Source organism: uncultured Porticoccus sp. (assembly GCF_963975625.1).
In the GTDB taxonomy this organism is placed as follows: Bacteria; Pseudomonadota; Gammaproteobacteria; order Pseudomonadales; family Porticoccaceae; genus Porticoccus.
The window spans coordinates 158,017-172,372 of sequence record NZ_CAXBHS010000004.1; the positions used below are offsets into that span (position 1 = coordinate 158,017).

At 55.8% G+C, this 14,356-nt stretch carries 13 protein-coding genes; 12 read left to right on the plus strand and 1 reads right to left on the minus strand.

Going from position 1 to position 14,356, the window contains the following annotated elements; all coding sequences use genetic code 11:
- The first annotated feature begins 12 nt into the window (after positions 1-12).
- From AACZ64_RS05610 to AACZ64_RS05640, 7 genes are all read left to right on the plus strand, one after another.
- Positions 13-795, plus strand: a complete 783-nt coding sequence (locus AACZ64_RS05610) for a TSUP family transporter (RefSeq protein WP_293614060.1) — start codon at positions 13-15, stop codon at positions 793-795.
- Positions 792-1,121: a hypothetical protein gene (locus AACZ64_RS05615; RefSeq protein ID WP_293614059.1), complete on the plus strand. Its 330-nt coding sequence runs from the start codon at positions 792-794 to the stop codon at positions 1,119-1,121. Before AACZ64_RS05610 ends, AACZ64_RS05615 begins: the two co-directional genes overlap by 4 nt.
- Positions 1,118-2,227, plus strand: a complete 1,110-nt coding sequence (locus AACZ64_RS05620) for an AI-2E family transporter (RefSeq protein WP_293614058.1) — start codon at positions 1,118-1,120, stop codon at positions 2,225-2,227. The genes AACZ64_RS05615 and AACZ64_RS05620 overlap by 4 nt, the downstream gene beginning before the upstream one ends.
- A gap of 51 nt (positions 2,228-2,278) precedes the next feature.
- Positions 2,279-2,941: a class I SAM-dependent methyltransferase gene (locus AACZ64_RS05625; protein ID WP_293614057.1), complete on the plus strand. Its 663-nt coding sequence runs from the start codon at positions 2,279-2,281 to the stop codon at positions 2,939-2,941.
- 74 nt (positions 2,942-3,015) lie between these two features.
- On the plus strand, positions 3,016-4,197 hold the full coding sequence (gene purT / locus AACZ64_RS05630; protein ID WP_293614056.1) for a formate-dependent phosphoribosylglycinamide formyltransferase: 1,182 nt from the start codon (positions 3,016-3,018) through the stop codon (positions 4,195-4,197).
- Positions 4,198-4,291: 94 nt separating this feature from the next.
- Positions 4,292-6,193, plus strand: coding sequence for an SLC13 family permease (locus AACZ64_RS05635; protein ID WP_293614055.1), 1,902 nt, complete (start codon positions 4,292-4,294; stop codon positions 6,191-6,193).
- 17 nt (positions 6,194-6,210) lie between these two features.
- Positions 6,211-6,567 carry a DUF1622 domain-containing protein gene (locus AACZ64_RS05640; RefSeq protein WP_293614054.1) on the plus strand — a complete coding sequence of 119 codons (357 nt, stop codon included), beginning with the start codon at positions 6,211-6,213 and terminating at the stop codon, positions 6,565-6,567.
- Between the two features lie 59 nt (positions 6,568-6,626).
- Here the strand turns inward: AACZ64_RS05640 and AACZ64_RS05645 are convergent, their stop codons facing one another.
- Positions 6,627-8,099, minus strand: coding sequence for a YdiU family protein (locus AACZ64_RS05645; RefSeq protein WP_293614053.1), 1,473 nt, complete (start codon positions 8,097-8,099; stop codon positions 6,627-6,629).
- Positions 8,100-8,314: 215 nt separating this feature from the next.
- Between AACZ64_RS05645 and AACZ64_RS05650 the strand changes: the two genes are divergently transcribed.
- The 5 genes from AACZ64_RS05650 (at position 8,315) to AACZ64_RS05670 (ending at position 14,292) form a co-directional block, all read left to right on the plus strand.
- Complete coding sequence (locus tag AACZ64_RS05650; protein ID WP_293614052.1) at positions 8,315-8,971, plus strand: cyclic nucleotide-binding domain-containing protein; 657 nt, start codon at positions 8,315-8,317, stop codon at positions 8,969-8,971.
- 112 nt (positions 8,972-9,083) lie between these two features.
- Complete coding sequence (locus AACZ64_RS05655) at positions 9,084-10,175, plus strand: efflux RND transporter periplasmic adaptor subunit (protein ID WP_293614051.1); 1,092 nt, start codon at positions 9,084-9,086, stop codon at positions 10,173-10,175.
- A complete protein-coding gene (locus tag AACZ64_RS05660) occupies positions 10,172-13,321 on the plus strand; it encodes an efflux RND transporter permease subunit (RefSeq protein WP_293614050.1) in 3,150 nt (1,049 codons plus the stop codon). The genes AACZ64_RS05655 and AACZ64_RS05660 overlap by 4 nt, the downstream gene beginning before the upstream one ends.
- Before the next feature lie 14 nt (positions 13,322-13,335).
- Complete coding sequence (locus AACZ64_RS05665; RefSeq protein ID WP_293614049.1) at positions 13,336-13,677, plus strand: hypothetical protein; 342 nt, start codon at positions 13,336-13,338, stop codon at positions 13,675-13,677.
- 3 nt (positions 13,678-13,680) lie between these two features.
- Positions 13,681-14,292, plus strand: coding sequence for a uracil-DNA glycosylase family protein (locus AACZ64_RS05670; protein WP_293614048.1), 612 nt, complete (start codon positions 13,681-13,683; stop codon positions 14,290-14,292).
- Positions 14,293-14,356 lie beyond the last annotated feature (64 nt).

A 14,356-nucleotide genomic window follows, 5' to 3' on the forward strand; every position in this document is an offset into this window, starting at 1 on the left:
TAACTCGAGGGCTTGCTGATTTCGATTCAGCAGGTAGCCAAAGCGTTGCCTGACCTGTCCATTTTCTTACCGCTCACTGCCATCGCCTTTGTGGCCGGGTTTATTTCCTCCATGGCCGGTGCCGGTGGCATGCTGACTTTGCCCGCTCTGCTCTGGGCAGGGCTGCCGCCCATTACTGCCCTGGCGACCAACAAGGTACAGAGCACGCTGGGTACGCTCTCCTCGGCCTGGAATTTTTTTCGCAAGGGTCATCTGGAACTCAGGCCGCTGCTGCCATCCTTTATAACAGCGCTGTTGGGTGCCTGCCTGGGCACCTGGGCTGCCCTTAGTGTTGGCAACGAATTACTGGCCCTGTTGCTACCGGTATTGTTGATTGCCATTGGCCTGTATTTTCTGCTGGCACCGAAAATGACCGACGAAAACCGTCAGTCCCGTCTGTCCCCGGCACAGTTTGCCTGTACCGCTGCACCGTTAATGGGATTTTATGGCGGTTTCTTTGGCCCGGGAATGGGGTCAATTTTTCCGTTTCTGCTGGTTTTGTTATTGGGTTATGGTTTACGTAAAGCCACGGCTCAGACCAAGGCTATGGTCCTTTCGGTGAACGGCGTATCGGCTATGATATTTATCGTCGGTGGTCATGTGAACTGGTCTTTGGCGATTGCCATGTCTCTGGCGCAGGTGGTGGGTGCGCGGCTGGGTTCCAATCTGGTGATCAGCCGGGGCTCCGCTCTGGTTCAGCCGGTGATTGTCGCGGTAACCCTGCTGGTGGCGTTCAAGCTGTTGGTGCTACCGTGAGCCTGCTGTTAACCATATTGCTGACATTTGCTGTAGTGCTGGTAGCCTTGCTGGTTTTTGTACGCTTTGGTACACCTTACTATCTGTTGAAAAAGGAGAACCTGGAAACCCTGCTCACCCTGATGGTGGAAGGGCGAGCCACCGATTCCGATTGGCAGGTATTTCTGGGTGTACCGATCCGACATAATGAGCGTCTTGAAATGATTCGTCAGCAATGTGTCGATATCGATCAGCGCGAGTATATCGGCGGCACGGGGTTTTTGTTGACCAGACGGGGTATTGACGAAGTGAAGCAGTTGCTTGATGAACTCAAGGGAGAGCAATGATGAGTGGAGAATTATCACCCATGGCCAAGGGACTACTGATCGCTGCTGCTTTCGTGGTGGTTGTAGCAGGACTCAAGGCCGCAGAAACTGTGCTGGTACCGTTTCTGTTGTCGGTATTTATTGCACTGATCTTTTCGCCGTTGCTGGCCTGGCTCAAAGAGCGCCGGGTACCCAATGTGGTGGCGATCTGTCTGATCATTGCCCTGGTGGTATTGATTGGTTGGCTGATCGGTATCCTGGTGGGTTCATCCATCAGTGATTTCCGCAAAAACCTGCCAGCTTATCAGGAGGGCCTACAACAGTTGAGCGGTGGGCTGCTGACCTGGCTGGGGGAGCACGGGGTCAAGCTGGACATGGAGCAGATGCGCAACAGCTTCGATCCCGGCAAGATCATGCAGTTGGCTGGCAATACCCTGAGTTCATTGGGCAATGCCATGACCAACGCCTTCCTGATCCTGCTGACAGTTATTTTTATCCTCGCGGAACAGGTGGGCTTCAGTGAAAAATTGCAGCTGGCCAGAAAGGACAACGGTGTCAGTCGTGACACCATGCAAAAGTTTACCGACAGCGTTAACAGCTATCTGGGTATCAAATCGCTGTTGAGCTTGCTTACCGGGGTACTGGTGATGGTCTGGTTGTGGATTCTCGGCCTGGATTACCCGGTGATGTGGGGGTTGTTAGCGTTTTTGCTCAATTTTGTGCCGAATATAGGTTCAATTATCGCGGCGGTGCCACCGGTGCTGCTGGCACTGGTACAACTGAACCCACTCTTTGCGGGGCTCACAGCTCTAGGTTTCGTGGTGGTTAATGTGCTGGTGGGGAATTTTCTTGAGCCGAGAATAATGGGCAGGGGTCTCAATCTATCGCCCTTGGTGGTCTTTCTTTCTTTGGTTTTCTGGGGCTGGGTGCTTGGCCCAGTGGGTATGTTGCTGTCCATTCCGTTGACCATCATGGTCAAGATTGCCCTGGAAAATGACCCCGATACCCGCTGGATGGGTGTCATGCTCGGTTCCGGTGAGGGTGCCCCGGTATTGACAAAAGCGGAAGCGCAGCTATCGAAGGAAACAGATAACAAGGTGACGGATACGGAAGATAAGCAGGACTGAGTATCCCGTTCCGGAAAAACGTTTCTTGCAATAAAAGGGGAGAGAGCGACGATGTCCAATCAAACCATCAGTCTCACAGACGCACTTCATCAATATCTTCTGGATACTTCCCTGCGCGAGCCAGAAGTGCTGGCGGCATTGCGCGAGGAAACCGCGACCCTTCCCACGGCCAATATGCAAATCGCCCCGGAGCAGGGGCAGTTCATGGCGCTGCTGGTGCATCTCTGCGGTGCCCGAAACATCATCGAAGTGGGGGTCTACACCGGCTATAGCTCCCTGGCAATGGCGCTGGCACTGCCCGAGAATGGCCGTTTGCTGGCCTGTGATGTCAGTGAAGAATATACCAATATTGCCCAGCGCTACTGGAGCGAGGCCGGTGTGAGCAGCAAAATAGACCTGCATCTGGCCCCGGCAAGCGAGACCTTGCAAACCCTGCGCAAGGACGGTGCCGCCGGGCGTTTTGACATGGCCTTTATCGATGCCGATAAAGCAAGTTACGACGCCTATTACGAGCACTGTCTGGCACTGCTGCGCCAGGGTGGCCTGATTGTCGTGGACAACGTCCTGTGGGGCGGCTCGGTTATCGATCCCGACAAACAGGATGAGGATACTCTGGCCATTCGTGCCTTTAACCAGAAACTGCTGGCCGATCAGCGGCTGGACATCAGCCTGGTGCCGATTGGGGACGGACTGACATTGGCGAGAAAAAGATAACGCCCGGCGGATTTGATCGTGCAGCTTCCCGATCTGTCCCAGATGACCGACAGGCCCACCGACAGGAGTGATTCATGACAACCATTGGTACCCCTCTCGCACCCCATGCCACCCGGGTGATGTTTCTCGGCAGTGGTGAGCTCGGCAAAGAGGTGGCCATAGAGTTGATGCGCTATGGTTGCGAGGTGATTGCCGTGGATCGCTATGCCAATGCCCCGGCCATGCAGGTGGCCCATCGCAGTCATGTGATCAACATGCTGGACGGGGAGGCTTTGCGCTGGCTGGTGGAGAACGAAAAGCCGCATCTGATTGTGCCGGAAATCGAGGCGATTGCCACCGCCGAGCTGGTGGCGCTCGAGCAGGAGGGCTGGCAGGTGGTGCCCTCGGCGAGAGCGGTTCACCTCACCATGAACCGCGAGGGCATCCGCCGACTTGCCGCCGAGGAACTGAGACTGGCTACCTCGCCTTACCGTTTTGCTGAAACCAGGGCTGAATATGATGTGGCTATCAGGGCGGTCGGCCTGCCCTGTGTGGTCAAACCGATTATGTCTTCTTCGGGCAAAGGCCAGAGCACCGTCAAAACCGAAGAGCAGATTGATGCCGCCTGGGAGTACGCCCAATCCGGTGGTCGCAGCGGTCAGGGTAAGGTGATTGTCGAGGGGTTTGTGGACTTTGATGAGGAAATCACCCTGCTTACGGTGCGTCATCGGGATGGCACCAGTTTCTGCGCACCCATCGGCCATCGTCAGGAGAAAGGTGATTATCGCGAGTCCTGGCAGCCCCAGTTTATGGATGCCGCTATTCTCGAGGAAGCGCAGCGGGTTGCCGCCGCCGTCACCGGCGCGCTGGGTGGCTATGGCCTGTTTGGGGTAGAACTGTTTATCAAGGGCAATGCCGTCTATTTCAGTGAGGTATCACCAAGGCCCCACGACACCGGTCTGGTGACACTGATGTCCCAGAATCTGTCCGAATTCGCCCTGCATGCCAGGGCCATTCTCGGCTTGCCGATTCCTGTGATCCGACAGCTTGGGCCCTGTGCTTCCGCCGTATTATTGGTGACGGGCGAGTCCAGCGACATGCGTTACGGCAACCTGTCTGCAGCGCTGGCCGAGCCGGACACGGAACTGCGCCTGTTCGGTAAACCGGCGGTTCGTGGTGAACGACGTCTCGGGGTTGCACTGGCCCGGGATAGCAGCACTGAGGCAGCTGTGGCGAAAGCCCTGCGGGTTGTTGGGCAGATCGAGGTAACCCTGTAGTGAATACTACACAAATCAGCGGTTGGGCCTGCCTCTGGCAAACCCGGTTTGTTGTGTTTGTTCAGCCCATCAAATGTTGATCTGGAGTATCCCTGTGAGTGGTGTAAACAGTGATCAATTAATTGTCTTTGCGGTGCTGGCCGCTACCTTGGGTATGTTTGTCTGGAATCGCTGGCGCTACGATATCGTCGCACTGATGGCCCTGCTGGTAGTGGCGCTGGTGGGTATTGTGCCGCCTGATCAGGTCTTTATGGGGCTTGGTCACCCCGCAGTGATTACGGTGGCGGCAGTGCTGGTGTTGAGTCGTGGACTGCTCAATGCCGGGGTGGTGGATACCCTGTCCCGGCATCTGATGCGAGCGGGCGATGCACCCTGGATTCAGGTGGCGGTGCTGACCGGTATCGTGGCCATCTGCTCCGGTTTTATGAACAATGTCGGTGCGCTGGCGCTGTTTATGCCAGTGGCAGTGTGGATGTCCCGCCAGAGCGGCTTTTCTCCCTCCCTGCTGCTGATGCCTTTAGCGTTTGGCTCGCTGCTCGGCGGGATGCTGACCATGATCGGCACCCCACCCAATATCATCATTGCGTCCTATCGGGCAGAGGCCGGTGGTACACCGTTTGGCATGTTTGATTTTATGCCGGTGGGGACGCTGGTGACGGTGGTTGGCGTGGTCTTTATCGCGCTGATCGGCTGGCGATTGACGCCCCGGCGTGAAGATCAGGATGACTCGGAATCGCTGTTTGAAATCAGTGCCTACCTGACGGAACTGCGTATCCCCGAGGGCTGTAAATACGCGGGGCAAACCCTCTACGATCTATTGTCCGTCGTGCAAGACGATTCTGATGTGATGGTGGTGGGCCTCTACCGCGACGAGCAGCGTCAGGAAATGCCGTCCATCTACAAGGTGCTCAGGGAGCAGGATATTTTGCTGGTGGAGGCGGACTCGGACAGCCTCAAGTCATTGATCGATGAGACCGGGCTCGAATTGGCAGAGGGGAGCAACAAAGAGCAGGATCTGGCAGAGTCATCCAAAGATGATCAGGAAGAATTACAGGTTGCTCTGGAGCAAACGCAGGTCGACAGGAGCAGCGATGCGGTTGCTGAAGAAAAGGTCGAAGACAGATCAAAGACCAAACCCGGCAAGCTGACGTTGGCGGAAGCTATTGTTACGCCCGGCTCGGTTCTGCTGGGCACAACCGCCACCGGTGTTGATTTACGCAAGCGCTTTAGCGTGAACGTGCTCGCTGTGGCCCGGCAGGGCCATCGGCTGCGGCAACGGATTGGCAAAATCCGCTTTGTGGCGGGGGACATACTGCTGTTGCAGGTTCAGGAGGAGAATATGTCGGCAGCTCTTTCCAGTCTGGGTTGCCTGCCACTGGCTTCCCGGGGGCTGGAGATAGGTCGGCCACGCAAGGTTTTTCTGGCCATCGCGATCTTTGCCCTGTCGTTGGCGATGATAGCCCTGAATCTGGTATCTGCCGCCACTGCACTGGTGTGTGGCGCATTGGTGATGGTGCTGGTGAATCTGGTGCCGCCGGGTGAAATCTACAAAAGTATCGATATGCCGGTGATTGTATTGCTGGCCGCGATGCTGCCGGTTGGTAATGCACTGGAAACGACCGGTGGCTCCCAGTTGATTGCCGACGGACTATTGAATATTGCCGGCGCTGTTCCGCCGATAGCGACCCTGGCGATACTGATGACGGCGGTCATGCTGCTATCCAATGTAGTCAATAATGCCGCCGCTGCTATTCTGGCTGCTCCGGTAGCCATCAACCTTGCGCAGGGCATGCAGGTCTCGGCGGATCCCTTTCTCATGGCAGTGGCAATTGGTGCCTCCAGTGCTTTTTTAACACCTATAGGACATCAATCCAATACTTTGGTGATGGAGCCGGGTGGTTATCAGTTCGGTGACTATTGGCGTATGGGGCTGCCGTTATCCATACTGATCGTGGCTAGTGCCACGCCCATGATTCTTTGGGTCTGGCCGCTCTAAAACAGGACAGGAATATCATGGGACTTACCGAGATTATTTCCCTGGCGGGATACGCCATCGAAGCTGCCGGTGTGTTAGTGGTGATGATCGGCTCTGTTCTCTCCACTATCAATTTCCTGCGGGGTTATCGACATCAGTCGGAGGGCATTGCTTACCGGGTGTATCGCAGGCAGCTGGGACGCTCGATAATCCTGGGGCTGGAGTTCCTGATTGCCGGGGACATCATCCGTACCGTGATTGTAGAAACCTCATTGGAGAATGTCGCCGTGCTCGGTCTGATCATTCTGATCCGAACCTTCCTCAGTCTGACCCTGCACCTTGAAATAGAGGGCCGGTGGCCCTGGCAGCCGGAGGACAAGGGGTCTGCACAATAGGCCCATAAACGTCATCCTGTCGAGTCATTGCGCATTCGAGCGATTGGTTAAAAATGCGGTCAGGAAGAACAACTGACACTCAACTGTTGGCTCCAGGCCGGTGGATGCCTGGCGTATTCCTCGCAGTCCGGATGCTCGTCAAAGGGCGTTTGCAGTAGCTTGAGCAATCGGTCGATTTCACGATAATTCCCTTCATCCTCGGCATGGCGAATGGCGATTTCCGCCATGTAGTTGCGCAACACATACTTGGGATTGGTTTTCAGCATGGCTTGTCGGCGCTCAGCCTCTGAGATCTGTTCAGGCTCTCTGGCGAGTCGCTGATGATAGCGTTCAGCCCAGCTATCGAAGGCTGCGCGATCCAGAAACAAGTCGCGCAGTCGGTCACTGGCACCTTGCTCCTGAAAGGCGCAGAGTTTGCGAAAGTAAATAGTGTAGTCGACGTTGCTGGCTGTCAGGGTTGCCAGCAGGTCATCGATCAGGGCCTGATCGCCTTCCTCTGTCGTAGTCAGCCCCAACTTTTGTCGGTGAAGTTGCAGCAGGCTGTCAATAAACAGCGGCTCGTATTCTTCCAATACTGCGGTCAACGCTTCCACACTGAGCAGGCTGGTGAGGGCATTGGCCAGGGCATTGCAATTCCATAAACCGATAACGGGCTGTCGTTTGAAGGCATAGCGCCCGCTGTGATCGGAATGATTGCAGATAAAGTCCGGGTTGTAGCCATCGAGAAAGCCGAACGGGCCGTAATCCAGCGTGTCGCCAATAATCGACATGTTGTCGGTGTTCATCACACCGTGAGCAAAGCCCACTGCCTGCCACTGGGCAATCAGCCGTGCCGTACTGTGAACGGCATGCCGGAACAGACCCAGATAAGAGTCATCACAGCCAGCGAGTTCAGGCAGATGTTGTTCGATCACATGGTCAGCCAGGATCTGGACCTGTTCGGTTTCACCTCGATGATGAAAATATTCAAAGGAGCCGAAGCGGACATGACTGCGGGCCAGCCGAATCAGCATGGCGGCCTGCTCGGTGGTTTCCCGGTAGACGGGTTCGTTACTGGCGGCGATGCTCAGTGCCCGGGTAGTGGCAATGCCCAGACCGTGCATGGCTTCACTGCACAGGTATTCGCGGATGGTAGAGCGCAATACGGCGCGACCATCGCCAAAGCGGGAGTAGGGCGTTTGTCCGGCGCCTTTGAGATGGACGTCCCATTTGCCCTGTGGTCCCTCCACTTCACCCAGTAACAGTCCGCGTCCATCACCCAATCGAGGTACATAGGAACCAAACTGGTGGCCGCTGTACACCATCGCCCGGGGGGCACTGCCCGGCAGGGTGAGGTTGCCGCTGCACCACTGTAAAAACCAGTTCTGTTGCAATTCTGCCGTATCAATACCCAACAAATCGGCGGCGTCCTCGTTGACGCTGACCAGCCAGGGATTCTCAATGCCACTGGGTGTAACCGGGGTGGAGAAGTTCTCACCCAGTGCGGCAAAACTGTTCTTGAAGTGCAGTGTACTGATAGTCTGGTCATCCATTGCAGGTTAAAAAGTATCTTGGCAAAAAGCGACAGGGCAGGTTTTGACGCCGCTACTGTATGGTATCTTGGTTGCCGGTTTGTCCCGGTTACTGTAACAGCTGTCTGCCGGTTGTATCACCCCGGTGCCCTGTTCCTACGTTAAATACGCTTAAACACTGGCTATCCGCCGCAAGGGGTATGATAATTTGCCCAGCAACCAGGGGAGCTCTATTGATGCCTACGAACCCGGCATTGCAATTGACAGCAGAAGAGCTGGAAAAAAAGGTCGCCTCACTGCATTTTTTCAAGGAAGTCGGCCGTCACGATCCGCAGCAGCTGCAGATACTGATTCAGCAGTCCCATCTCTATTCGGTAGCACCCGGTGAGACGTTCCTCAAGGCCGGTGAACAGGGCAGTTGGATGTACTTCCTGATGCGGGGAAAACTGCTGGTGTGCGACCCGCTTGATCACAGCAAAGTGATTGGGGTTTTGATTCCGGGGGATGTGTTTGGCGAAATTGCCGTGATTACCGGCCATAAAAGAACACAGGATATCGTTGTGCCGGGGCTGATTCGTGAAGCCGTTGTGTTCGCCACGGACCTTGCCTGCCTGCATGCCAAGCCTGAGCACAATCCGTTGACGTTGCCGACGCAACTGATCGTCTATCGGCAGATTGTACATATCCTCCGCTGGCGCATAGAGCTCTATCGCTCGCAGTTTCCCGATCACCCGATGGTGCGGGTACCGTTTAACCTTATCCACCGCTCTCCCGCAGGTGATTCAGAAGCGGAGTTGCAGGAGCAGCGGGACTACGCCCTGTTTCTGGCTGACCGCCTTCAGCAACTCAATACAAAACTCGGGCCGATCAACAATGATGTTGGGATGTCGTGAGTTGAAGCTCTCCGTGATTCGCGTTTCATCCTTTTATTGGCTCGGCTACCATGGCTGTTGCGGTGCAGAATGGTCTGCGTGCGAGTTGTGCTGCTCTGTGGGGAGAACATAATTGAATGCCAATGTGAAAATCGCGCTGGTGATCCTGGTATTAATCATCATCTGGTTTGTCAGTGGACTGGTGACCGGTAACGACGGGATCACACCAGCGGACGACCCGGTGGTTGCGAGTGAGTTGACCAAGGTCAGGGTTCGCTGGGTGGAGGCAGAGGACTATTCCCGCCAGATTTCCGCTCGGGGCAGGACGGTACCGAATCGCCATGTGACCCTGCGGGCTGAAGTCAGTGGTCGGGTGATAGCAGTGCCCGCCGACAAGGGACAGGCGGTTGAGGAAGGCGATATCGTTTGTGAACTTGCCAAGGAAGACCGCGAGCAGCGGGTGCTGGAAGCCCAGGCAGCCGTTGCGCAGGCTGAAATCGACTATCGCGGTGCCCTGAAGCTGAAAGAAAAGGGCTATCAGTCTGATTCGGCTATCGCCCAGGCCAATGCGCGTCTGGAAAGCGCCAGGGCCGCACTTCGCCTCACGGAAATCCATTTAGCCAATACCCGTATTGCGGCCCCTTTTGCCGGTTTTGTCGATGACCGGCCTGTGGAGGTGGGCGATTACATGGACCGCAATCATATCTGTGCCGAGATAGTGGAAATGAATCCACTGAAAGTGGTTGCGCGCCTCTCGGAACGCGAAGTCGTTCGTGCGGAGGTTGGTGGTAAAGCCTCGGTACGGCTGGCCACGGGGCAGTTGGTGACCGGTAAGGTGACCTATCTAAGCCACTTGGCCGAACCGCAAACCCGCACCTATGAAATGGAGGTCACCCTGCCAAACCCTTCCTTTCGCCTTCGCGCCGGTGTGGCCAGTCAGGTGATGGTGGCTACTCAAGTATTTCAGGCCCACCGTGTGCCGGCATCGCTGCTGGCTCTGGGTGATGGTGGTGAGCTTGGCTTGAAAATCATTGGTCAGGATGATCGGGTGGACTTTGTCCTGATCGATCTGATCGGTGATGACGGCGAGGGCGTGTGGGTTGCCGGGCTACCGGAGCGCACCCGTATCATTACCGTTGGGCAGGAATATGTCTCTGCGGGTGAACAGGTGGTGGCAGAAGAGGAAGAAACGCTTCCTGTCGCAGAGGTTCAGTCTGCCCAATGAAGCTTCTCGAGCAGGCGATCAGTCGCGCCAGAGCCACCGTATCCATTCTGCTGTTTGTATTGATTGCCGGCGTGGTAGCCCGTTACCTGATCAGTGTTGATCTGAATCCCGATGTGACCGTGCCGGTGGTGATGGTGACGGTAACGCATCAGGGGATTTCGCCAGAAGACGCCAATCGTCTGCTGGTCAAGCCGCTGGAAATCGAATTGAAATCACTGGACGGGGTGGAGGAACTGACTACCCGTGCCCAGGAAGGGTCGGCTTTTGCGGTTGTGGAATTTGAGATTGATATTGATATCAGTGCCGCACTGGCGGATGTGCGTGAGGCGGTGAACCGCGCCAAGGCGGAATTCCCCAATGATACGGATGAGCCGATCGTCAACGAACTGTCGGCATCCCCCGAGCCGACTCTGGTGATTGCTTTTTCCGGGGAACAGCTTACCGAGCGCGAGTTGTTTCACATCGTCCGTGATTTGCGGCTGGAAATAGAATCACTGCCGGAAATTCTACAGGCCAATCTGTCGGGTGATCGCGAGGAGGTGGTCGAAGTCCTGCTGAACCCCTCTGCACTCGAACACTACAACATCACGGCCGATGAGCTCTTGAAAACTGTGGCAGCCAATAACCTGCTGGTTCCGAGTGGCGAGTACGATACGGCCAGCGGCCGTTTCGGGGTCAAGGTGCCGGGTCTTATCGAGGGGCGAGAAGATCTGATGGGATTGCCGCTGAAGTCCAACGCCGAGGGGGTGGTCACGCTGGCAGATGTGGCAGATATTCGCCGTACCTTTAAGGATCCCACCACCTTCAGCCATATCGATGGTCGGCAGGCCATGGCCATTGAAGTGTTTAAACGCAACCAGGCCAATGCCATCAAGTCTGTCGCCTCGGTCAAGGCTCTGGTAGAAGGTTCTGCCGACACCCTGCCCCGGGGCGTCCAGATCGACTATATTTTTGACGCGTCTGATTTCGCTCTGCAAATGGTCAATGAGTTACAGGGCAACATTCTCACCGCTGTTGCACTGGTGATGGTGGTAGTGGTGGCCGCACTGGGTTTGCGCTCCGGGTTGCTGGTGAGTCTCGGTATTCCCTTTTCACTGTTTGGTGCAACGATTGTTGTCTACCTGCTCGGTTACAGTTTTAACTTCATGGTGATTTTCGGACTGTTGCTGGCACTGGGGATGCTGATTGATGGGGCCATTGTGGTGGTGGAGTACGCCGACCAGAAAACCCTGTCGGGTATGTCGCTGCGTGATGCCTATGTGACAGCAGTGCGCCGTATGTTTATGCCGGTGGTCGCTTCGACGGCAACGACGCTGGCCGTTTTTTTACCGCTCATGCTCTGGCCGGGGGTCGTGGGAGAATTCATGTCCTACTTGCCAGTGACAGTTTTTGCGGTGCTCAGTTGGTCTCTGTTGTACGCCCTGTTATTTGTGCCGGTACTGGGTGTGTTGTTTGGCCGGAAAAAAGATCAGTCGGCCCTTGCAACCGATATCCCGGTCAGGGGGAAGGCTTATCTTGGTAAGCTTGGTACCGCCTACGGCAAGTTTATTGGCTGGGCTCTGGCTCAGCCGGTATTGACGATAGTTTCGGTGCTGCTGCTGTTGGTGACGATTTTTGTGCTCTACGGCACGTTTGGTCGTGGAGTGGACTTTTTTGTGGAGACCGAAGATCGCTACGGGATTGTGTCTGTACAGGCACAGGGCAATTTGACCATAGCCGATATGGCGCGACTGTCCCGGGAGGTCGAACTCCGGGTAATGGCCGTACCCCATGTAAAAACTGTCTACGCCGCAAGCCGGGGCAGCAGCATTGGCGGCAACCTTGAGCGAGCCAAAGATCAGATCAGTAATATCCTGGTGGAATTAGGGCGGGCCAGTGATCGCGACCGCACCAGCCGCGAAGTCTATGCCGATGTTCGTCGCGCCGTGGCCGGTATGGCTGGTATAGATGTGACGGTTAATCCGGTTCAGGGTGGTCCGCCGGTGGGTAAGGACATCCAGTTGCAGCTTTCTTCCTCCAATCGGGGAGTTATGCGGGAGGAAGCCCGACGGATTCGCTATTACCTGGAGAGTCAGATGACCGGCTTGCGGGATATCGAGGACACCCTGCCTTTGCCCGGCATTGAGTGGGAGCTGGTGGTCGATCGCGCCGAAGCGGCTATGTTGGGCGTCGATACCCTGCAGGTGGGCAACATGGTGCAGTTGGTGACCAATGGCATCAAGATCGGTGAATTCCGGCCCGATGATGCGGAGGAGGAAGTGGAAATCCGGGTGCGCTATCCGGCGGCGGACCGCGGGCTTTTTGCGTTGGATGAACTGCGGGTTACAACGCCATCCGGAGCCGTGCCGGTCAGCACTTTTGTTGAACGCAAACCCCGACCGCGGCTGGACAGCATCCAGCGGATCGACCGGAGTGATGTGTTGTTTGTGAAGGCCAATGCCGAAGATGGCGTGTTGCCGGATGACAAGGTGAAGGAAATTGCTGCCTGGCTGAAAACCGCCGACATCAACCCTGCCGTAAAAATTGCTTTTCGGGGCGCCAACGAGGAGCAGGAAGATTCTATTGCATTCCTCGGTGTGGCCTTTCTGATGGCGCTGTTTTTGATGCTGATTCTGATGGTCATGCAGTTCAACAGTTTCTACCAGGCGTTCCTGATTCTCTCGGCCGTGGTGATGTCCACGGCCGGTGTATTATTGGGTTTACTGGTGATGCAACAGCCGCTGAGTGTCTTGATGTCGGGTATCGGCATCGTGGCGCTTGCCGGTATCGTGGTGAACAATAATATTGTGCTGATTGATACCTATAACCACCTGCGCCGGGAGGAGAGTCATCTGAGCGCATTGGATGCCGCTGTCTCGTCCGCCATTACCCGGCTTCGTCCGGTATTGTTGACCACGGTTACAACAGCGGTGGGATTGCTGCCATTGGCCTGTAGTGTCAGTCTGGACTTTATTCACCGACAGATTGAGGTGAACGGCGAGCTCGCTTCATGGTGGCAGCAATTGGCCGCCGCGATCGTCAATGGCCTGCTGTTCTCGACGATTTTGACACTGGTGTTCACTCCGGCCATGCTGGTGTTGCCCGAGTTTTTGCGGGCGCGTGTTATGCCTCGGCTGTCTGGTGTGGCAACTCAGCAGTCTGATTGATGGTGGTCGGCCCTATGAAAAAGCTTTTTTCCCTGTTTTTTTACACTTGGAGCACGGTGGCTTTTCTGGCCGCTCTGGCGGGATTGTTTGTCGCCCGGGATATTGTTTGGCTGGGAGTTTTACTGTCATCGGGGGCGCCCCTTCTGAATCGTATTCGTCCCTACGATAATGGCTATTCGATCAACCGAAAATTGCGCCAGCCTCTGGTATCCCTGTTTGTTATGTCGGGGGTGGCCTGGGTATTATTGACCGTTCCCGGCGGGGTGTGGTCGCTGTGGCTGGTGCTGGGTGTGCTGGGTGGTTTTCTGCTCAATACTTACTGGGCCAGTGTCGACAACAATGAGCTTCGGGGTTGATCCGTGAGCCATGTCGCCGGAGATGATGATGCCTTGGTGCTTCGCGATCTGCTGAGCGAGGTGCGATCTTGTACCCTGTGCAGGAATTTGCCGCTGGGGCCGAGGCCGGTCTTGCGTGCAGAGTCGACGGCCCAGGTTCTGGTGATTGGTCAGGCGCCGGGGACTCGGGTGCATGCCAGTGGTATTCCCTGGGATGATCCCAGTGGTGACCGGTTGCGCCAGTGGTTGGGGGTCAGTAAAACACAGTTTTATGATGCGGGCTTTTTTGCGATTATGCCGATGGGCTTTTGCTATCCGGGACGGGGGAAGTCCGGTGATTTACCACCCAGGGCAGAGTGTGCGCCCACCTGGCATGAGGCGATACTGACCCGGTTGCCGAGGATATCCCTGACCCTGTTGATTGGCCAATATGCCCAGCGCTATTATCTCAAAGAGACGCAACACCGGACGCTTACTGCACGGGTCCACCACTGGCGTGATTACTTACCTGATACTATGCCTCTGGTCCATCCCTCGCCTCGCAACCGATATTGGTTGGCCAAAAACCCGTGGTTTGAGGCTGAACTGGTACCCCGCTTGAAACAAGAGGTTGCAGTGAGACTTCAACATACGTAAAACGCTGTTTGCCGATTGAGCCATTCTTGCGTGGCCTGTCGCATTACAGCGATATCAAGGAATA